Here is a 21,825-nt window from a genome sequence, read left to right as displayed (position 1 = left end):
AAAATAGGGGGGATTTACATGTTGAAGAAAAAGAGATGGTTACAATTATCATTGCTTTCAGTACTAGCTGTCATACTATTAGCAGGTTGTGGCGGGGAAAAGGATTCTGATGAAGGTAAAGATGGTGGAAGCGGGAACAAAGATAAAGATATTCTAACTCAAATTAAGGATAACGATAAAATCGTATTCGGGGTAAAGAATGATACGCGTCTGTTTGGATTGAAAAACCCAAATACAAAAGAGGTAGAAGGATTTGACATCGACATTGCGAAAGCACTTGCAGCGGAGATCCTTGGTGATGAAGAAAAAGTATTATTCAAAGAAGTAACGTCTAAAACAAGAATGCCTTTATTGAACAATGGGGATATCGATGCGATTGTTGCGACTATGACCATTACGGAAGAACGTAAAAAAGAAGTTGACTTCACTGATGTCTATTTCGATGCTGGACAATCATTACTTGTTAAAAAAGGAAGTGACATCAAAGGTATTGATAATTTAAAAGGTAAAAAGGTATTGGCTGTAAAAGGCTCTACCTCAGCCATAAATATCCGCGAAAAAGCTCCCGAAGCAAATGTTTTGGAATTCGAAAATTATTCGGAAGCATTCGCAGCACTTAAATCAGGTCAAGGTGATGCATTGACGACAGATGATTCCATACTTTATGGTATGGCTGATGAAGATCCAAATTACGAACTTGTTGGCGGCACATTTACGGATGAGCCATATGGAATTGCAGTTAAAAAAGGAAATGAAAAATTTGTAGATGAATTGAACAAAGCTCTTAAATCAATTAAAGACTCCGGGAAATATGATGAAATTCATGATAAGTGGATTAAGCAATAACGTATTCATTTACATGTGGTAAGAAGAAATAGGATTTTTACTTACCTACTAAAAGAATAATATTTGGATCTGTCAGGATGAGCAATTTGCTCATCCTGATTAGTTAGAGGAGAGTGGATGTCTTGCTTGATTTCTCCATTTTGACAGAGAATTTAGATATGTATTTAATGGGTTTTAAAAATACAATCATATCTAGTTTAATTGCTTTAGTATCAAGCTTAATCCTTGGTGTGCTTATTGCTATCATGAGAATTGCTCCGATTAAGCCTCTGAATTGGTTTGGGACCGCATATGTGGAGTTCATACGGAATATACCCTTATTGATCATCACATTTTTCTTTTTCCTCGGCCTGAAATTAAGTGGGTTATATGCAGGTACGTTAGCCTTGACTATATACACATCATCATTTATTGCGGAAGCCATTAGAGCCGGCATTCTTTCGGTATCGAAAGGACAAATGGAAGCAGCCCGTTCTTCAGGACTGACATATGGACAGGCGATGAGATTCATCATCTTGCCACAAGCCGTGAAAATTGTCATTCCCCCTCTTGGGAACCAATTCATCAATCTCGTTAAAAATTCTTCCATTTTAGCAGTCGTTGCTGGATTAGATCTTATGTATCACGGTGATTTAATATCCTCAAGAACCTTTGTAGTGTTCGATGTTTACATTTTCGTAGCAGCGTTTTATTTAATTCTTACCATTCCTTTAAGCCTTGGCGTTGGTTATTTAGAAAAACGTCTGGCTAAGAGTAATTGAGGGAGGTATAAGACATGGATTTTTTAGGAGCATACACACCAGATCATTTAAAGTTTTTATTAGAAGGTTTTTGGGTAACGATTCAGGTGGCTTTTGTATCTATCATTTTAAGTTTTATCATCGGGGGACTAGTCGGCATTTTACGTTATGCAAAGATACCAGTTGTATCACAAATTTTAGCTGTCGGCGTTGAAACCATTCGTAATTTACCATTGTTGTTAATCATTCTTTTTACATATTTAGCGTTGCCTGAAGTAGGAATTAAGTTGGAAATTATTCCAGCTGCGATTGTTGCTTTGACCGTTTTTGAATCAGCCATGATATCCGAAGTAATACGAAGTGGGTTGAAATCAGTTGATAAAGGACAAATGGAGGCAGCTCGTTCATCTGGTTTAAGTTATGTGCAAGCCTTGATACATATCATACTTCCGCAGGCACTACGCCGAATGGTCCCACCTCTAGTGAGCCAATTCATCTCTCTATTGAAAGACACCTCATTAGCGGTAGTGATTTCATTGCCAGAATTGACCCATCAAGGGCAAATCATCTATGGGCAAGGTCAAAATTTCTTGATTCCAATTTTAATTTTAGTAGCCCTAATGTATTTTGCCGTTAATTTTAGCTTATCTTTAGTGGCCAGGAGACTAGAATTAAAACGTACTTAAATCCCCCGACTCATATTTGAGTCGGAGTTTTTATCATATCTCAGCTATTTTTTCTTTCTATTCCATAGGAGGGGACTCGTAATGAGCGATAATGTGAATCATATGCATTTCAAAATCGTATACATATGAAGAGGAAAGAAGGTGAAAAAGCTGTCTGAAATTAAGCGTACCAATAGCAAAGCACTAGCCTCTTTAATCCTAGGAATTCTATCCCTTCTCATTCCCTTTATCGGAGTTATATTAGGGATATTAGGTCTGATTTTTGCTTCAAATGGTACAAAAGAAATTGTACATTCGGGAGAGACTGGTATCAATTTGGCGACAGCAGGAAAAGTATGCAGTATTATTGGGATCATTTTTAATATGATCATAGTCCTTATTATCCTCTTATTTTCTATTCCGTCATAAAATAGCGATAATTCTACTTATCTAATTTGAAAATATGAAGATAAAGGAAATACTTCATTAGGATTATTTTGGGAAAATATGTTATGATTGACATGAACTAAATATTAAGGGGGGGATGTTGTTTTTGTCCAATCAGATATTTAAGTATCCTGCTGTTTTTTATTATGAAAAGCACCCTTTAATCATGGATTCATTTTCAATTCAAGTGTGTTTTCCTGATTTTAAGAGAAAGGGTTTCACATCTTCCGTTAGCGGAAGAGATAGGGGCGACGCTCTAGCTTGTGCTCAAGAACTATTGTGTTCGATGGTCGAACATTTTATCCATTCAAAGAAACTAATCCCTGATGCAACTAAAATGGAAAAAGTGAATGTAGATCGAGGAATTAATATTTGCGAGGCTGACCCATTTCGCATTGAAATTGAACATATTACTTATGAAAAAGAAAGACAAAGTCTTACCCTACGGAGAGGATAAGGCTTTTTTTCTGTGTGAAAAAGGGATTTCTGTATTTAATCTACGGTTATGGAAAGTATAATGACAATTCATTTTGAATGGCAGAGGTTCTTTTTGAACGTACCTCCGAAAGGATAGTAGAGCTTCGCACTTTAACGGTTTCAAATGGCGAGCATTTAGGAATAAGATGTATGAGGGGTTATTTAAATAGGCTATCATGCCTGTCTTTCTTCGAATTTATTGAAAAATGGTAATTACTTCGTTTAATCATTCTTAGGTAGAAAAGTATTCATATCCACTGGGAGACCAAGAAATTATAGCTTAGTTTTGTCATATTAACTTGATGCATCAATGGTGTTATTGATACTAGCCGATTTATATAGAGAATAGAAACAATTATTTTTATTTTTGAAAGGATATTGAGTTCTTTATAACGAATATGTATAGTGTAGATAATATAGGTAAAAAGTATCAATAATATGGAGGTGTATTAGTGAAGTATTATATAGCATCGGATGAAAAAAATATAAAGCAAGTTAAATCATTAATAAAGAAATTGAATGCAAAGGGGTTCTCATGTGTAAATGAGTGGAATCTTTTTGACAAGAATGGTAATAAAGAAACCACTAATAGTTTAGGGGATTATGAAAAGGAAGGAATAGATGAAGCGGATTTTATGTTAATCTTTCTTACTGCGGGAAAGGGAAACCTTTATGAACTAGGACATGCCCTTTCTTCAAATAAAAAAATAGTTGTGTATTCGCCTGAAAAAGAGAATTATCATATTAACAAAAAATCAATATTCCATAATATCCCTGGTGCCATCATCTGCAGCGGGACTTTATATAAGTTGGTGAAATTAATTCAATCACTTGCCCCAGCAGAACAAGATGATCCAAGTCCTATGAATTCTTAATAATGTCTTTTGTATAAACAGTTGAATATACCCCCAAAAAAATAAAAATCAAAACGTAATGTTTAGTATATAAAAATATCGGGTATAGGTTACTAAAAAAGGGAGGAAGTTTATTTGGCTACTATAGACATTGATAAGTTATTACTAGCTACTGAAGAAATGGCCGAAGAATCAATTCCAGTTCATCTCTATACATTTGACATTGATAAGTTATTAGATAAGACGGATAATTGGTAAAGAAAAGCATGCCGCAATGGATATGCTTTTTTCTTTTGTAAATAAGTTTAACCTGATTACCAATATTACAAGAGTAAGTAATCAGGCATGTGAGAATAGAATGAATAGTAGTGGAAATTAAAAAACGCGGCCCTTTACAAATCCTAAAATAACAAACATGGAAATAGTTCCGACAACAAAAACTGATTCAATAATCGTTAAGAGAAGTCCATCATACATCTGTATTTCCTCCTTATATGTAGTGTGTGATCATGCTTAAATCAACATCTGTTTATTTGTAAATTATAACATGAAATTCATAAATTTAGTTGGGGAAAAATGTCTAAATGTATAAAATTGTATCATTCTACTTGTCATTGGATTTTTAGTTTATCACTGCTAAGAGTTTTTATCCCTCACAGTTTTTTGTTCTTAAAGTTCTACATAGTACTAACGCCTCTTTAAGAATGGAGGTTAAATTTCATGTTTTTTATACATACTTATTTAGAAGCATACAGGAAATTGGGCACCATAAGAGGGAAAATGACATATAATGAAGAAGGAATGTAGGAGGTGAAAAATACTTGTCTCGCAAAGTGGAGGATTACCTTGAACAAGGAATTTATGGAACAAAAGAAATCAAGCCGGGTGAACGTAGGGAGTTTCTTGGGACGTTACGGGAAAGAGTCATTATCGTATTAACAAAATCACAAGTCTTTGAAAACAATCTATATCCAGAAATAGAAAATAGGATGAAACAATATCCACGGGCTAATTTACTTCTGAATGGTCAAATGGATTATCAGTACTTAGGGAAATACATTAAATTATCTAATCAATATAAGATTCCGTACAAGGTTGTTTTAAATCAGGAATACAATTCCGATTTAGGTCTGGTATTGGCCGAAAAAAATGCTATTGATAAAGGGAATATTTATATTGAGAAAGAGAAAGAAAAGAGTAAACCTAAAACTGTTAAGAAGAATAGTTTAAAAGCAAGGATTAAGAGATATGTAAAAAAAGTACTAAAGAAACCACGATAAGAGCAATCTAGCGAAGGTATGGGAATAGTCTATGGAAAAAAACCTCAGAAAGAGGGACCAATAATGGGCCCTCACTTCTTAGAACATATATATTTATGTTCGTTTCTTTCTCAATCTATAAAACTTCCTAAAGTTACCGATGGTGGTTTTTAGGACTGAGTAAACAGGAATTGCAATTAACATACCGATGAATCCATATATTGAACTGGCAACGAGGAGCAGCAAGATAATCGTTAATGGGTGAATGTTAAGTCTCTTTCCCATAATGTTTGGAGTAATCAGGTGACCTTCGATTTGCTGAACCACTATAAAGACAACGGTGACTTTTATCGCCAAACCAACATCTGTTTGCAAAGCGATGAAAATAGCTGGAAGTACACTTATCAGTGGGCCTAGGAAGGGTACAATCGTAAATACCATAGCTATAAGGGCAAATACTAATGCATAATCGAGTCCAATGATGAGGTATCCGATACATAATAAGACCCCAATTACGATTGATACGATGAATTGGCCGATAATATAGGTCGATAGAGTCTTATCGACGTCTTTTAATATAGTGTTTCCCTCTGCCTCCACTTCTTTTGGAATAAACTTTAATAAGAACGGCCTTAATTTTTCGCCATCTTTCAGAAAATAAAATAAAATGAACGGGGTTATGACTATAACAGTTAGAACACTTGTTACTGTAGTGAAAATGGTGTTGATATTTACCATGATCTTATCTGAAAAATTCTTAAAATAGGTTACGGAGTTCTCTTTAAGGGTTTTTATATTTACCATGCCAAAATCATTTTTCTCTATCACATGTTCGACATCTTCGGATTGTTCAGAAAGTTCCTTGACTTTACCTGGGAATTGATCCGATAATTTTTGGAATTGATCAACGAGAACTGGGCTTCCAAAGTAACTGCCATAACCAATTGCACTAAATATTATCAGAAAAACTAAGGAAATACTCAAAGTTTTAGGAATGAACTTGCTTAGAAATTGAACAACCGGCCTTAATATGTAATATAACAATCCAGCTAATAGGATGGGGAAAAATACGGCCGCAATGATATTTTGAATGGGTCTAAAAACATATTCTATCTTACCAAGTAATACAATGATAAGTATGGTTAAAATAATCCCTGTTGCATATTTAAAAAAAGGTTTGTTTATCCACACAATTGAATTCCCCCTTCTACATCTACTTTTACTATCACTATTTCCCTTGAATGACGCTATACTAAACTTTTATGCCATTTTCAGTGGTTTTCGATAGAGTAGAAATGAATGGACAAATTCTTGAATATTTTATATAAAGGTTCTGTTAAAGGTCTGATATTCACTTTAAAGGAACGAATGTTCTATGATGGAATTATCAAATATGAATGGGAGACAACTATGAGAGCAACTGAAATCCTTAAATTCATCCAAAAACGTAATCCAGCAGAAAAGCATCGGTTGTGCCTACCACCGCAGCCTTAAAGGATGGATACAGCGATTTAACGGTGTAGCAACCAAATGTCTAAATAATTACCTCGCTTGGTTACACCTATTAGAAAGTATCCATCCTCAAAGAAGAAGTCACAATGAAAGATATACTAGTTAAGGGGAATTTAATTCCAAATAAAGAAATATATATAGTGCAATTGGGTTATCTGAGTTCGAGATATAAACTATATATTTAACCAAATGGAGTTATATCTGGAATAAGTAAAATATTTTTTGCTCGGGGGAAAACACTTGAGAAAAATCACCTTATCTAATGGAGGAACGGTAGAAGTTGAGTGTCTTAGTTGTGCATTAACAAGTGGAGTAGTTGAACCAGATGGCGGCGTGATCATTGAAACAGAGCTCTTTCACGCCCATCAAGATGTCGCATATCCAATTAGAGGGCTAATAATTTTAGCTTCTAAAAGACACATCAAATGTCTAGATGATTTAACCGAGTCTGAAAGATTAGACTATATAAAAATTTTAGCAAGGATAAGAAAAGCACAAAGAGACGTTTTAGGAATTGAATATGTCTATTATTTTTACAATGAGGACACCACCCATCATTTTCATACTTGGATGGTTCCAAGATATGAATGGATGTATATTCGGGCGTTCAGTTGAGTCAGTTCGACCAGTATTACTTCACGCTAGAAATGAAATGAATGACAAGGAAAATGTTGAAGAAGTTATGGAAGCCATCAACATTCTTACCGAAGAACTAAATAAATAATTTAATAGAACTTCCGTTTTTAAGAAGTTCTACTTTTTTAAAATCAAAATTTAACTTAAACTATAACAAAGCCTATATAAAAAAAAGACCTCCATGTAAAATGGAGATCTAATCCGAACCTTATGATGACTTTTTCAAACTTTGTACTTCTTTTGCGGGTTGTTTTTCAGAACGTCCAAAAGCACCGTAGTAAAGACATCCTACCAATATTCCCCCACCGACAGCGTTACCTAGAAATACGGGAATGAAATTCATGATATAATCTCCCCAAGTAAGTGCACCTGCGAAAATACCAGCTGGAATGATGAACATATTGGCTACAACGTGTTGGAATCCAATAGCGATGAAGGCTGTAATTGGTAAGAACAAACCAACAATTTTACCAGTAGTGTCTTCTGCGCTATAGCTCATCCAAATAGCCAATGCTACAAGCCAGTTACATCCTATTGCAGAGATGAAAGATTCAATAAAACTTGCATCAACCTTTGAGCTAGCAGCTGCAATGGTTTTATCCAGGAAAACCCCTGTTTCGGTCAAACCAAGAAGGTGTCCGAATACGTATGCTACAAAGACGGAGCCTATTAGGTTTGTAACGGCAATTAAAATCCAGTTAATCGTCAATTGTTTAACAGTGACCTTTTTAGCTAGTGCTGCCATTGAGACTGCCATCATGTTTCCTGTTAGCAATTCTGCGCCTGCAACGACCGTAAGGATTAATCCTAGCGGGAAAACTAATCCGCCTATAAGATTATTCAGTGTACCCCATTCTGGCGGTAATCCGGCCGTAACGCGGATGTAAAATAGAAAACCTAAGGCAATAAACGCGCCTCCAAGGAATCCTAAAATTAAAATGCTTCTTAGTGGCAACGTGGCTTTCTTTTTCCCTGCATTGATTGCAATTTGCGCCATTTGTTGCGGGTTGTTATAACTCATTTTGCTCCCCCTTGAAAAATACTTTCTCTATTTTTTATTTTTTAGTAGTTAAGAGGCAAGGACTTACTTACCATATAAACAATACCATCAGTTATTATACACTTCTATTTAGATTTTTCTATAACAAAATAACATTTTTTTATTTTTTTTTTAAAAAAAAATAGATTTTAATGGGGTTTTTGGGGTTTTGAGAAAAATTAATAAATATATTGAAAAAATAAAATAATGAAAAAATAACCAGATGCATAGTGTGCCTTGGTAAAGGATGTAATCCTCAGGCAGCTAAAAAGGCATTATCAAAAGCATGTTGCCCAAAGGGCCTGCTTCGATAATGCCTTTTTTAGCTTATTCAGTTGATGAATCAAGGCTCATGTCAGGAGATTTTTTCCACTGGAGCCTTGAATCCTTGTTGTTCCTGTGCGTTTCTCATTTTCTTGATATCTAAACGAAGCCATATGGAGATGACGAATGCAATCGTGATCAAGACTGCGAAAACGTAAAACACAGGAATGTAGCTATTTGTACTTTCTCTGATATAAGTTACCAACATAGGTCCACAAACTCCACCAAGAGACCAAGTTGTTAATAGGTAACCATGGATTGCACCGATTTCTTTCGTTCCGAATAAATCACCGGCAAATGCAGGGAGGTTAGAGAACCCTCCTCCATAACAACTAACAACGAGTAAAATCAGACCTTGGAATAATAAGGAGTTGGTAGTGGTCGGAAGTAATAGGAATGCCGCAATTTGGATGATGAAGAAAATGACGAAAACATTAGGACGACCGATATAATCGGAAGCGGCTGCCCAGCCAAGTCTTCCACCACCATTGAAAATCCCCATGATACCAACTAGGGTAGCCGCCCCAGCAACTGAAAGCCCGACTACATCCTGAGCCATGGGAGAAGCTACTGATATCATCATGATTCCTGCACTAGTGTTGATCAATTTCATGAACCATAACATCCAAAAGTGTTTTGTTCTAACCGCTTCCTTCGCGGTAGATTGTCTTAAATCTTTTTTCAATTCCTTTTTTCCTGATTCGATGTCTTGTTTCATGCCTTCTGGAATCCAACCTGCTTTGGGCGGTGCAATATAAGAAGCACCTAAAAACATTAGGATGAAGTATCCAGCGCCTAAAATATAATAGGTAGTAGATATTCCTACAGACTGCATAAGGCTAGCTGCAACAGGCGCCGTAATAAGTGCACCTGCACCGAAACCGAGCACTGCCATCCCAGTTGCAAGTCCTCTTCTGTCAGGGAACCATTTAACAAGGGTCGAAACTGGTGATATGTAACCGATACCCATTCCTAGTCCGCTTAAAAACCCATAGGTAAGGAGGTAAAGTGGAAGCGAATCAATCATAATCGCCACGCCAGATCCGGCTTGACCTAAACCAAATAGTACCGCGGCAACCATGGCTGACTTCCTTGGCCCATTTTTTTCTACGAACTTTCCAAAGAAAGCTGCAGAGGTCCCTGCAAGTGCCATCATTATAGTAAACGCTAAAGTAACTTCAGTCTCTGACCAGCCCATTGCTTCTACTATGGGCTTTTTGTAAACACTATAAGCATATGCCCCTCCTATAGAAAGGTGGATAGCGATAGCTGATAAAGCGATTAACCATCTGTTTTTTGTCATGTTGGTACCCCTTTTCACAGTTATGAGAAAGATTCATGCGTTTTATCTATGGTTCGTTAAGTTATATGCATTTTATCTATCTCGTTGCCTTAGTATATAAGATTATTATTTACTAGTAAACTACTAAATTAAATTTTTTTAATAAAAATGAGATTAAATGACAGTAAGCCTTAATTAAGGGAGTGTTTTTGTAAAAGAGTTTATAGAAGAAACATACACACCATTAAATTTTGAGAGAAAAGAATTTTTTTAATTAATATGTAGGGATAGGAGATAATAATCAATTAAACTGGATAATTTGCTAGCTGAAAACATATAAATATTCAATAAACGATAGCATGGGAGGGAATGATATGACCAAATAACTTACATAATAGAATGGATTTTCCTCTAAATGACGAAAAAATTAGATGAAAACGAAATTTTATTTAAAAAATTCGGAAAATTTAGTTATAAGGGCTTGAACTATGAAACCTTATAGGAGTAAACTAATTAAGATAGGTTTTATGGAAGTGAAATCTTGTAAAAATATTCAACAAGGGGTTTTGGTAATGAAGGAACAAGACATGCAAATCACGCTTAGTACAACGAAGAAAGAAAAGCCAAAGGCTGAACAGCTGGAGTTCGGTAAAACATTTACCGATCATATGTTTATTATGGACTATACACAAGGGCAAGGGTGGCATGATCCAAGAATTGTTCCTTATCAACCGCTCGAATTAGAGCCTTCATCAATGATATTTCATTATGGACAATCTGTATTCGAAGGATTAAAAGCATATGTAACAGATGAAGACGAAGTTATCTTATTCCGTCCGGAAAAGAATTTCCAACGCTTAAATAATTCAAATGATCGTTTATGTATCCCTCATGTAGATGTCGACTATGCATTGAAGGCGTTAAAAACGTTAATTAGTATTGATAACGACTGGATTCCTAGAGCAGAGGGTACATCATTATATATACGTCCTTTCATTATTGCGACGGAACCTTATTTAGGAGTTTCTCCATCAGACCGTTACAAATTCATCATCATTATGTCGCCGGTAGGTTCTTATTATAAAGAAGGTATTCACCCAGTGAAAATAGCGGTTGAGTCATCCTTTACGCGTGCAGTGAATGGAGGTACTGGAGAAGCTAAAACCGGAGGAAACTATGCTTCGAGCCTTAAAGCTCAGGAGGTTTCCGAAAAGCTTGGTTATTCGCAAGTTCTATGGCTTGATGGAGTGGAGAAGAAATATATCGAAGAAGTGGGAAGCATGAATGTTTTCTTTAAAATCAATGGAGAAATTATTACTCCAGCTTTAAATGGTAGCATTCTTCCGGGCATCACTCGCGATTCCATCATTGAATTGTTAAAACATTGGAACCTTCCAGTGAGTGAAAAGCGAATTTCCATGCAGGATGTCTATGATGCCTATAAATCAGGTCAATTAGAAGAAGCATTCGGTACTGGAACTGCAGCCGTCATTTCTCCTATAGGTGAATTCCTATGGAATGGTGAAGAAATGGTCGTTCAAAATGGTGAAACGGGTGAACTATCCAAAAAACTATATGAAACGCTAACTGGAATTCAAACAGGTAAAATTCAAGATGAATTGGGTTGGACTACGAAAGTTGAAGAAAAAGTTACTCTCTAAGATTTTGAAGTTATACAGAAATGAGTCGGAATGTTAGGAAAAAACATTTTGCCTTCATCAAAAGGGGTCTGGAATGATTTATTTCCAGACCCCTTTTTAAAATTTTGGAATAACAGGATACCATGTTCAATATAGTTTAGTTAAGAATGGGGAAGATATGTTTATTCTGGAATGAGGAGCCACACTTTATATAACATTACTTTTGGACTTTTAGGTTTTCTTTGGCCATTTCAACAAGTGACTTAACCATATTACCTCCCAAATGACCGCCAATTTTACCAGCTTGCTTTGCTGTCATTTGGCCATTATACCCTTTTTTTAAAGGAATGCCGACTTCATTGGCAGCTTCAAATTTCGCCTCCTCATGGGTTCTTGATCCAGCAACTTTGGCTTTTAGTTGATTAAGGTCTGCTCGGGCTTCTTCTACTAGGATTTTATTTCTTCTTGACACCGATTATCACCCCTTTATTTTAGGCTGTCCAAAAGGTAAAAAAACATCATATGCTCATGCTAGTGATCGATTGAAAAATTTTCATATGAACTCTTCTATTTGTCATTTCAAATAACGAACAAAAGGAAAGGTAAAGGGAAATTTTAACGTGGAATGTCAATAATTGCAGTCACCTCGGACGTTTTACTTTTTAGGCAACGGGTACATAAATATAAATAATATTTGTGAGGAGTAGTGAAATGCTGACTGCGAATTCTTGTTTATTAACGAAAGAAGACATGACGAACCCAAAAAGAGTACCACAATGGGTGATTAAAGAATATCAAACTTTCCATGATACGGTAACAGACAAGACTTTTCCTTGTTATTTTGGCATGAAGGCAGAAAATAAAGGTGAACTGCGTTATGCATATATCACTCAGGAAGATTGGTCCAATCTCCCAAAGGCTGTAGAAAAATTTCTGCAATTATTTCAGGAGCCTCCATATATTAGGCATGGTCTTTTTGTTTTTATGGAGCCGGAAAAAGAAGAACGTGACTTGGAATTATATCGCAAGCGATTCTGGGATATCCTTCAATATTTACATGCCCATGATCATACACCTTGGCCGATAGAGAAGCCAAAGGATCCTGAACATTATCTGTGGGACTTTCATTTTGCAGGGGAGCCCATCTTTATTTTTGGAAATGCACCGGCATATAAACAGCGTAAAACGCGTGATTTAGGTAATAGCCTCGTCCTAGGATTTCAACCTCGAATGATATTTGAAGGGTTAGAAGGAACGGAAAAGGGAGGAATCATGTCACGTGAAAAGGTAAGGGAACGAGTCGAAAAGTGGGATAACCTGCCCACGCATCCAGACATCAGTCATTATGGAGATGTCAACCACAATGAATGGAAACAATTCTTCATAGGTGATGATAGCGAACCAATCCTTGGGAAATGTCCGTTTCATCATAAAGATTCCAAGTAAACGAGGGCAAGATGCTCTCGTTTTTTCATTATCTGCTTCTTGAAATGGATAGTAAGATTTAATCCAATTAACAATAAAAAAATAAAAATCCTCAACCATGCATTTCTGTGCAGGTTTTCCGGAAAGTCGCTTATAATAAGAGGATAAGGGATATGAAAGGGAGTGTTATCATGAAAACATTCAAGACACGTGAAGAAGTAAAACAGGAAGAAACGTGGAATCTTACTGATATTTATAAAAACCAAGATGATTGGGAGAAGGATTTTCAAGAAGTCCTTACTGTAACTGATACATTAAAGGCTTTTGACGGTCATATTCATACAGCTCAAGAGTTGTTTGATTACTTACATTTAAGTGAAGAAATCGGATATACCTATAATAAACTCTATGTGTTTGCCATGCTCCAAGCGGATTTGGATACCCGTGTCACCTCATCTCAGGCACTACTTGACCGAGCAGGTCAGTTAGGCAGAAAGATTAGCAGTGCATCTGCCTTCTTTATGCCATTCTTACTAGGCTTAGATGAAAAAACACTTAAAAGATACATAGCAGAAGTAGAGGGGTTAAAATACTTTGAGGAAGATTTACTTGATTCATACCGTTATAAAGCCCATGTGTTATCGAAGGAACAGGAAGAAGTACTTTCCCAAATAGGTGATGCATTTTCAGCTCCGCAAAAAACTTTCGGGATGATTAACAATGCGGATATTAAATTCGGTGAAGTGACAGATGAAAAAGGTCAAAAAGTAGAGTTGACCCGCGGAATGTATTCAAAATTAATAGAAGATGATGACAGGGAAAAGCGGAAAGAGGCCTATTTGGCTTATTACCAACCTTATCTACAATTAAAAAATACAATAGCTTCCACTCTTTCAACGGCAATAAGAAATAATGTCAACTTATCGAAGCTTCGGAACTATCCATCCGCTTTAGAGAAATCCCTATTCGGGGACAAAGTGCCAAAAGAAGTGTACGATAATCTCATCACGTCCACAAAAGAAAATATCGAACCTATGCATAAATATATCGCTTTGCGCAAAAAGGTATTGGGTGTGGATGAATTGCGTGCATATGACTTAAGCGTGCCACTTGTTGAAGGCGCTAAAGAAGACATTACCTATGATGATGGATTTGCATTAATGATCGATGCGTTGAAGCCATTAGGTGAGGAATATGTAGAAATCCTAAAAAGCTTTAAGGAAAACCGCTATTATGATGTAAGGGAAACACCGGGAAAACGGTCTGGAGCCTATAACTTGGGACTTTACGGTGTGCATCCATTCATATTGCTGAATCACCGTGACGATCTTGACAGTGTGTTTACACTAGCTCATGAGTCCGGTCATGGCATGCATTCGTACTTCAGCTCAAAATATCAACCAAAAATCACAGCTGGTTATTCCATTTTTGTTGCGGAGGTAGCTTCAACCGTAAATGAGATTTTACTGATACGTCATTTACTTAAAACGACCGAGGACCTTCAAAAGAAGAAGCATTTGCTCAATCATTTTATTGATAGCTTTAAAGGAACCTTCTTCACGCAAGTCATGTTTGCTGAATTTGAAAAGATTGTCCATGAAAAGGCGGAAAATGATGAACCTCTTAATGTAGAGGTTTTGAATACAGCTTATGAAGAGATTTTTCACACGTATAATGGTCCGGAGATCATCTTCAATGAGGAAGTGAAATATGGTTGGTCACGCATCCCTCATTTCTATCGTCCATTTTACGTCTACAAGTATGCTACGGGCTATGTATCTGCCATCACCATTGCGGATAAAATCCTTTCTGGAGACAAAGAGATCCTTGAAAGCTATTTAACGTTCTTGAAAAGCGGCAGCTCGGATTTTCCTTTAGAATTGCTTAAGAAAACCGGAGTGGATTTAACCAAACCGGAACCGATTGAAAATGCGATGAAAATTTTCAGTGATTTGGTTGAACAATTTGCCGAGCTGAACGAGGGCTAATGTACCCATTTCTTCCAAAACAGCCCATGGTACGATGAATGAAAAGATGCTATAGTAAGATTATTGGCAAAAGAGAGGCCCAATCTTCATTGATTGGGTCTTATTCCGTATGTTGAGAGAGTATACACTTTTTTGTGGCCGAATTTTACTCACAAAAGTATTTTAGTATAGCTTTCTTTTTCATTCATTAGCATAAATTGTGAGGGAACGTGAACAATGAATTCAACGGTAAATTATATAAAAGAATGGCAACAGGCCCTTCAACTTGAAATTCTGCATCTAAAGAAATACGGAAGTACAAAATATTTAGTTTCAAATGGCCATCTCCTTTCAAGTGATGGCTCATTCACCTATTTCTTCGAAACGGGCTCTTCAGTGAAAATTCCGGTCGGGTCGATTGTACGGCTGGAATGGGGAGGAATCAAACAGGATGGGAGAGTTTTATCGTCAGAAGGAAAAAGCATCATCCTTTCCTTTGAACGGTCATTGGGTGATTTAATAGGGGAAGCATTTCTATACCACGATCCTTGGGAACTTTTAGAGCAACTAATCACAAGGTTAGATGAAGTTAAGAGAAGTAAGAAAAAGAGGCTGAGGATTAAGCGTCTTATGGATCCTTCCATGCCACAAAAACATCCTTCCAGCGAGAAACAAAGTAGTGTGAGGGAATTGTATGCACGCTCAAAGTTCAATCCAGTCACATTTGTCTGGGGCCCACCCGGGACTGGAAAGACCTATACATTGGCTCGTACGGCTGCCAACCATTATTTTCAAGGTAAAAAGATACTCGTCCTGTCTCATAGTAATCAAGCTGTTGATGTTTTGATGGCCGAAATTTCTTCATTCATAAAAAGGAAAGAACGTTTTCACGAAGGGGACGTCCTTCGATATGGGTCACAAATCGGTGAATCCTTAGCAATTCATGAAGATATTGTAACGGGGCAATTACTAGGGAAGCATGAACCGGACTTATTAGCGGATAAAGAGAAACTTGTAGGAGAAAAACGTTTATTGAAACAGGATTTAGCAGGTTCATTCAGTAAAAGGGACACCGACGAATTGCTTGAATTAGAAAAGAAATTGGCGCGGGTTTTGGAGAAAATCCGTCAAAAAGAGATAGAATTCCTAAAAGAAGCTAAAATAATCGGGACGACCCTGGCAAAAGCCGCTAAAGATGAAACGTTATACACTAGGGAGTATGACTTGATCATTTTGGATGAAGCCAGCATGGCATACGTACCGCAAGTAGCATTTGCTGCGGCTTTATCTAAACACATTTTAGTTTCAGGTGATTTCAAACAGCTTCCACCGATCGCAGCAGCCCGTGATTCCTTAGTGAAACTTTGGTTGAAAGAGGATATATTCCATAGGGCTGGAGTTGCGCAATCAGTTGAAGAAGGGACGCTTCATCCACATTTATTCCTTTTAAAAGAACAGCGCCGTATGCATCCAGAGATTTCGGCCTTTACAAACCGTGTTGTCTACAACAATTTTGTGGGAGATCATGAAAGTGTTTCGATGAGCAGAGAAAGTATCAGGGCTGCGGAACCGTTTGCCAACAAGGCTTCTGTTCTTCTTGATACGAGCTGTTCTGGTGAATATTGCATGACGGAGCGTACTTCCCACTCAAGGATGAATCTTTGGCAATTATTATTATCATTTCAGCTGATTCATGAAGCATATGTTGATGGTGCTAAATCGATTGGTTATGTGGCACCATATCGGGCACAGGCTGAATGGATGGAAAAGCTATTGGATGATCTGTACCGGAACGAACGGCAAACCACTGATATTATTGCCGCAACTGTCCATCGTTTTCAGGGCAGTGAACGTGATGTAATGGTTTTTGATACGGTAGATAGCTATCCACAGGATCGAGCTGGGATGTTATTGACAGGAAGAGAAAGTGAACGGCTCATTAATGTAGCAATAACGCGGACAAAAGGTAAATTTCTGCATGTGTGCGATACTTCTTTTATAAATAAACATGTATATCGTAGTAAAACGCTTCGACAACTTGTGGACCATCAAACGCATAACGGTCAGGTGATTCCAAGGAAAGACATTGGGAAATGGGTGAAACACCAACATTCCAGATTGCAGTGGATGCATGCACGAAAACTGGAAAAAGTCTTGGAGGATCTGGGTAATACCAACCATGAGATGATTATGGCAATCCCTGATGCAAACTTGCTGTCAGATGATTGGAAGCAGATTTTGTTGAAAAGAAACCCCAAGGTGAAGTTGACAATCATATCCGGAAAGAGAAATTCGGATATCCCTTTACATTCCTTTATAAGTTTGCCGGTTTCCTTCTCGTTTATCATCTTTGATAAACGCTTTGTCTGGCTGGGAGTCCCTATTGAGACAAATAATCGAATTCAGCCACCGTTTATATCCGCTCGACTGGATTCGTCAATCATCGCCATGGAACTTTCCTCTCAATTTAAAAGAAATGAATAATTTGACGAAAAGACCCTGATTGGGTCTTTTTTTGTGAATATTTTATAGTTCAACTCGTTAAAATATATGAATAAGTAATTATTTTTGACCAAAAATCATTCATTATCCAATAGATAACCTCGCTAGAATATCGTTATCACCCTTTCATCCTGAAATTTGTTCCAATCCTTATCGTCTTAGTTAAGGAATTCAACGTATAAGCCAATTAGGCGACAATTTTCTACCAATGATTTACGATGAAGTATAAAGAGAACATGAAAGGAAGGAAGAAATGAAGCTTAGTATTTTAGATCAATCGCCCATTTCATCTGGCCAAACGGCACAACAAGCTTTACATGATTCACTACTTCTAGCGCAGGAAGGTGATAGACTGGGATACAACAGAATTTGGTTGACGGAACATCACGATTTACCAGGTTTGGCCTGTGCTACACCCGAGGTGATGCTTAGTTACATTGGTACTCAAACGAAGAACATTAGAATTGGGGCAGGTGCTGTTTTACTGCCACATTATAAGCCATATCGAGTGGCTGAAACATTCAACATGCTGGGCACACTTTTTCCAGGTCGGGTCGATCTTGGGATTGGACGTGCCCCAGGTGGTTCTGCAGAAGCAACGATGGCACTGTCAGATAATTATTTGCAAAATGTCTACAAAATGCCAGAGCTAGTACAGGAATTGCTACATTTTCTGAGAGGGGATTTTCCGGAGAATCACCAGTTTTCTAATGTTGCGGCTGCACCTGTCCCAGAGACTTTACCGGAACCATGGATTCTTGGCACAAGTGAAAAAAGTGCGAAGCTTGCTGCGGAGAATGGTGTTGCGTACGCATTCGGCGAGTTCATGAGCCAAAATGATGGTGTGAAAAGTTTACAGCATTATCGCAGCCACTTTCAACCAAAAGGGAACCTTTTGTCCCCGAAAACAATCTTAACGGTATCTGTAATTTGTGCAGAAGATGAACAAAAAGCAAAAGAAATTGCATTGAGCAATACTTTATGGAGAATTCAAAGCGATAAAGGGGAAAGAAGTATGGTTCCTAGTATAGAAGAGGCTAGCGAATATGTATGGACGGATAGGGAAAAAGAATGGAAGAGGAAAATAGATGAAAAGATGATTGTTGGTTCTCCATCACAAGTCAAGCGTCGCCTTTTGGACCTAAAGGAGCAATATCAAGCGGATGAAATCATGATTATCACGATCACACATCTATTGGAAGACCGCTTGAACTCGTTCCGTTTGATTGCCAAGGAGCTTTTTGGAAAGTAAGTATAAGCAATTCATGTGCAATTTCCCTGCATTTTCTATATGATGGCTTTGCGACCATTCATTTTAAAAAGAGAAAGAAGTTGAATATATGAATTATGACACATCAACAAAAAAACTGAGTGATATTTCTTTTTCCGTATTGGACTTAGCCTCCATTATTGAAGGCGGTACAGTATCTGCAGCATTTCATAATACCGTAAACTTAGCCCAGCACGCAGAAGAATGGGGATATCGCCGCTTCTGGGTGGCTGAGCATCATAGCATGCCCGGCATCGCAAGCTCTGCGACTTCCGTGCTAATCGGCCATGTCGCTGGCAAGACGGAGAGAATCCGGGTCGGTTCAGGGGGGATCATGCTTCCGAACCATGCTCCTCTTGTTATTGCGGAACAGTTTGGTACACTTGAGGCGATGTATCCGGGCAGAATAGATTTGGGTCTAGGAAGAGCTCCAGGAAGCGATCAGTATACTGCTATGGCTCTTCGCGGTGATGTCCGTAATAATGGACAGGATTTTCCGGAACAGTTGGAACAGCTTCGCAGCTATCTAAGTGCCGATTCCAAACATAATCGGGTCCGGGCTATACCTGGGGAAGGACAGGATATCCCTATTTGGTTACTCGGTTCAAGCGGATTCAGTGCAGCGCTATCGGCAAAACTTGGTCTGCCTTTCTCATTTGCCAGTCACTTTTCACCCGAAAACACTAAACCGGCATTAGCGCGATATCGGAATAATTTCCAACCTTCCGATGTACTTGATAAACCACATGCGATGGTAGGCATCAATGTATTTGCGGCAGACACTACTGAAGAAGCACACAAAATTGCGACCTCTTATCAACAACAATTCTTAAATTTAATTCGGAATACCCCTGGCCAAATGGCGCCGCCGGTCGATTCGATGGAGGGGCTCTGGACCGAATACGAAAAAGCGATCGTCATGAAGCAATTGAACGCATCGATCATCGGGAATCCGGAACAAGTCAAGGAACAATTACAGGCTTTCCTTGATGAAACACAGGCGGATGAAATGATTATAAACTCGGCGATTTATGATCACGGAGCTCGACTTCGTTCTTATGAAATCGTTGCCGAGGTCACTGGAATGAAATGAGGGTTAAAAGAGCTTGCAGAAACACTGCAAGCTCTTTTTTAAAACTGGAAACGGGATATCTTTATTCACTAAAACTGAAGGAGCAAAACATGACCCAGGAAGTTCCAATATCATTATTGTTTCATTTTACAGATAAATATGGACATAAAAAGCCCATGTATTTTAATAAGCCGAAAAAGATTCTGATTGCCCATTCGATTGAAGAAGTGTTAATCAAATTCGATGAAGTACAGAAAGCGATTGATGAAGGATATTATGTAGCAGGTTATGTTTCTTATGAAGCCGCCCCAGCCTTTAATAACTGTTTGAAAGTAAAAGAGGGTGGAAACATGCCTTTATTATGGTTTGGGATTTTTGAAAGTCCGGGAGAATTCATAGAAGAAACGTTGGGTGCCTTTCATATGGCCGATTGGGATTCCGAAACCGATTCTAAATCCTATCATGCTGGATTTCAAAGGATTAAAGAAGAGATAGAGAGAGGTAACAGCTATCAGGTGAATTACACAATGCGGTTACGATCGAAGTTTGAAGGGGATGACTATGCATTTTATAATCGCCTTGTAAGAGCTCAACGTTCCAACTATAGTGCTTATTTAAATCTGGGAACATATCGGATTCTTTCCGCTTCTCCAGAGTTATTCTTTCGATGGGAAGATGGACAATTAATCACCCGTCCCATGAAGGGGACAGTAAAGCGGGCTGGAAATAGAGAGAGAGATTTGGAGAATGCCAAATGGTTAGCCAATTCCGAAAAAAATCAAGCCGAAAATTTAATGATTGTCGATTTGCTTAGAAATGACATGGGGATGGTATCGGAAAAAGGGACTGTTAAGGTATCTAAGCTTAAGGAAATCGAAAAATATCCGACAGTTTGGCAAATGACATCGACAATCACTGCAAGTACGAAGCCGGAAACGACTATTATTGATTTATTCAAGGCACTTTTCCCATGTGGATCGATAACGGGTGCACCGAAAATTAAAACAATGGAAATCATCGCTGAACTTGAGAATTCACCGCGTGAAATATATTGTGGCGCCATTGGCTACATCAATCCTAATCGGGAAGCAGTTTTCAATGTACCGATACGGACAGTAGTAATTGATAAGGAAACTGGTCAGGCTGCATATGGAGTCGGAGGGGGAATCACTTGGGACTCGGCTTCTTTGGAAGAATACGAGGAAGCCTTCTTGAAAGCAAAACTATTGACGGAAGAGCACCCGGCTTACCAGCTTTTAGAGTCAATCAGGCTTGAGAATGGCGAATATTCTTTATTGGAGGAACATATTGAAAGAGTGATGCAATCTGCAGATTATTTTGGCTTCAGGCTCCCTGAAAAGACGCTTAGAAATCAACTGATAGAATACGCCTCCATACATACCGACACGTTAGAAAAGATTCGTGTGCTAGTTTCGGAAAATGGGGAAATTAGTGTCTCTGGGCAAATAATTGATGGGGTAAATCCGGAAATATCAGTTATCGTAGCCGAAAGTCCGATTCATAGTGAAAATCCTTTTCTTCATCATAAAACTACGAATCGAGGCGTTTATGATGAATTTAAAAGAAGGTATCCTGACTTTCATGACGTATTGCTCTGGAATGAAAAAGGGGATGTCACGGAGTTCACGAACGGAAACATTGTCGTGAAAATCAATGGGGAACTCATCACTCCCCCTTTGGAATCAGGCTTGCTTGCAGGAACTTTTCGTCGAGAACTATTAAAGAGGAAAGAAATCCAGGAAAGGGTCATAAAAAAGGAAGAATTGGTTACTGCTGAGGAAATTTGGTTTATTAATAGTGTAAGAGGAAGGATTAAGGTTCAGCTTACCAATCAATAAAAACTCTAT

Annotated in this window: 19 protein-coding genes and 2 pseudogenes; 17 read left to right on the top strand and 4 right to left on the bottom strand. The window is 37.8% G+C overall.

Annotated features, from left to right (window positions below; translation table 11 throughout):
- Positions 1-18 precede the first annotated feature (18 nt).
- The 8 genes from AC503W_RS10455 to AC503W_RS10420 all read left to right on the top strand — a co-directional run bounded on the left by AC503W_RS10455 (position 19) and on the right by AC503W_RS10420 (position 5,309).
- The gene (locus AC503W_RS10455) at positions 19-846 is read left to right on the top strand and encodes a transporter substrate-binding domain-containing protein (protein WP_402868641.1); all 828 of its coding nucleotides are present in this window, start codon (positions 19-21) and stop codon (positions 844-846) included.
- Positions 847-968: 122 nt separating this feature from the next.
- The gene (locus tag AC503W_RS10450; RefSeq protein WP_427687083.1) at positions 969-1,607 is read left to right on the top strand and encodes an amino acid ABC transporter permease; all 639 of its coding nucleotides are present in this window, start codon (positions 969-971) and stop codon (positions 1,605-1,607) included.
- 14 nt (positions 1,608-1,621) lie between these two features.
- On the top strand, positions 1,622-2,272 hold the full coding sequence (locus AC503W_RS10445; RefSeq protein WP_402868637.1) for an amino acid ABC transporter permease: 651 nt from the start codon (positions 1,622-1,624) through the stop codon (positions 2,270-2,272).
- Positions 2,273-2,413: 141 nt separating this feature from the next.
- Positions 2,414-2,680: a DUF4190 domain-containing protein gene (locus AC503W_RS10440; protein WP_427687085.1), complete on the top strand. Its 267-nt coding sequence runs from the start codon at positions 2,414-2,416 to the stop codon at positions 2,678-2,680.
- 124 nt (positions 2,681-2,804) lie between these two features.
- A complete protein-coding gene (locus AC503W_RS10435) occupies positions 2,805-3,155 on the top strand; it encodes a hypothetical protein (protein WP_402988520.1) in 351 nt (116 codons plus the stop codon).
- A gap of 472 nt (positions 3,156-3,627) precedes the next feature.
- Positions 3,628-4,050, top strand: a complete 423-nt coding sequence (locus tag AC503W_RS10430) for a nucleoside 2-deoxyribosyltransferase (protein WP_402988525.1) — start codon at positions 3,628-3,630, stop codon at positions 4,048-4,050.
- 114 nt (positions 4,051-4,164) lie between these two features.
- Positions 4,165-4,287, top strand: a complete 123-nt coding sequence (locus AC503W_RS10425) for a hypothetical protein (protein ID WP_402868629.1) — start codon at positions 4,165-4,167, stop codon at positions 4,285-4,287.
- Between the two features lie 563 nt (positions 4,288-4,850).
- A complete protein-coding gene (locus tag AC503W_RS10420) occupies positions 4,851-5,309 on the top strand; it encodes a YueI family protein (RefSeq protein ID WP_402988534.1) in 459 nt (152 codons plus the stop codon).
- 93 nt (positions 5,310-5,402) lie between these two features.
- On the opposite strand, the gene AC503W_RS10415 is transcribed toward AC503W_RS10420, so the two are convergent.
- A complete protein-coding gene (locus AC503W_RS10415) occupies positions 5,403-6,479 on the bottom strand; it encodes an AI-2E family transporter (protein WP_427687087.1) in 1,077 nt (358 codons plus the stop codon).
- A gap of 286 nt (positions 6,480-6,765) precedes the next feature.
- Between AC503W_RS10415 and AC503W_RS10410 the strand changes: the two are divergent.
- Both AC503W_RS10410 and AC503W_RS10405 read left to right on the top strand, forming a co-directional pair.
- Positions 6,766-6,985 (top strand): annotated as a pseudogene (locus AC503W_RS10410) (IS1595 family transposase); the annotation flags it as partial.
- Positions 6,986-7,040: 55 nt separating this feature from the next.
- Positions 7,041-7,524, top strand: a pseudogene (locus AC503W_RS10405) (HIT family protein).
- Between the two features lie 120 nt (positions 7,525-7,644).
- Here the strand turns inward: AC503W_RS10405 and AC503W_RS10400 are convergent.
- Positions 7,645-8,457 carry a formate/nitrite transporter family protein gene (locus AC503W_RS10400; protein WP_427687089.1) on the bottom strand — a complete coding sequence of 271 codons (813 nt, stop codon included), beginning with the start codon at positions 8,455-8,457 and terminating at the stop codon, positions 7,645-7,647.
- A gap of 373 nt (positions 8,458-8,830) precedes the next feature.
- Entirely contained in the window at positions 8,831-10,102 is a 1,272-nt protein-coding gene (locus AC503W_RS10395; RefSeq protein WP_427687091.1) for an L-lactate MFS transporter, read from the bottom strand.
- A gap of 551 nt (positions 10,103-10,653) precedes the next feature.
- Between AC503W_RS10395 and AC503W_RS10390 the strand changes: the two genes are divergently transcribed.
- On the top strand, positions 10,654-11,742 hold the full coding sequence (locus AC503W_RS10390; protein WP_402868619.1) for a branched-chain amino acid aminotransferase: 1,089 nt from the start codon (positions 10,654-10,656) through the stop codon (positions 11,740-11,742).
- A 196-nt stretch (positions 11,743-11,938) separates the two neighbouring features.
- Here the strand turns inward: AC503W_RS10390 and AC503W_RS10385 are convergent, their stop codons facing one another.
- Entirely contained in the window at positions 11,939-12,193 is a 255-nt protein-coding gene (locus tag AC503W_RS10385; RefSeq protein WP_402868617.1) for an alpha/beta-type small acid-soluble spore protein, read from the bottom strand.
- Between the two features lie 239 nt (positions 12,194-12,432).
- Between AC503W_RS10385 and AC503W_RS10380 the strand changes: the two genes are divergently transcribed.
- The 6 genes from AC503W_RS10380 to pabB all read left to right on the top strand — a co-directional run bounded on the left by AC503W_RS10380 (position 12,433) and on the right by pabB (position 21,816).
- A complete protein-coding gene (locus AC503W_RS10380; protein ID WP_427687093.1) occupies positions 12,433-13,167 on the top strand; it encodes a YqcI/YcgG family protein in 735 nt (244 codons plus the stop codon).
- A gap of 170 nt (positions 13,168-13,337) precedes the next feature.
- Positions 13,338-15,134 carry an oligoendopeptidase F gene (gene pepF, locus AC503W_RS10375; protein WP_494914105.1) on the top strand — a complete coding sequence of 599 codons (1,797 nt, stop codon included), beginning with the start codon at positions 13,338-13,340 and terminating at the stop codon, positions 15,132-15,134.
- A 216-nt stretch (positions 15,135-15,350) separates the two neighbouring features.
- A complete protein-coding gene (locus tag AC503W_RS10370) occupies positions 15,351-17,597 on the top strand; it encodes an AAA domain-containing protein (RefSeq protein ID WP_407406898.1) in 2,247 nt (748 codons plus the stop codon).
- A gap of 271 nt (positions 17,598-17,868) precedes the next feature.
- Positions 17,869-18,867: an LLM class flavin-dependent oxidoreductase gene (locus tag AC503W_RS10365; RefSeq protein ID WP_494914104.1), complete on the top strand. Its 999-nt coding sequence runs from the start codon at positions 17,869-17,871 to the stop codon at positions 18,865-18,867.
- Between the two features lie 88 nt (positions 18,868-18,955).
- Positions 18,956-19,978 (top strand): LLM class flavin-dependent oxidoreductase, encoded by a 1,023-nt coding sequence (locus AC503W_RS10360; RefSeq protein ID WP_427687098.1) that lies wholly within the window; start codon positions 18,956-18,958, stop codon positions 19,976-19,978.
- An 89-nt stretch (positions 19,979-20,067) separates the two neighbouring features.
- A complete protein-coding gene (pabB, locus tag AC503W_RS10355) occupies positions 20,068-21,816 on the top strand; it encodes an aminodeoxychorismate synthase component I (protein ID WP_427687100.1) in 1,749 nt (582 codons plus the stop codon).
- Positions 21,817-21,825 lie beyond the last annotated feature (9 nt).

Source organism: Peribacillus suis, assembly GCF_059384845.1.
This window is presented reverse-complemented; position numbering and strand designations above follow the sequence as displayed.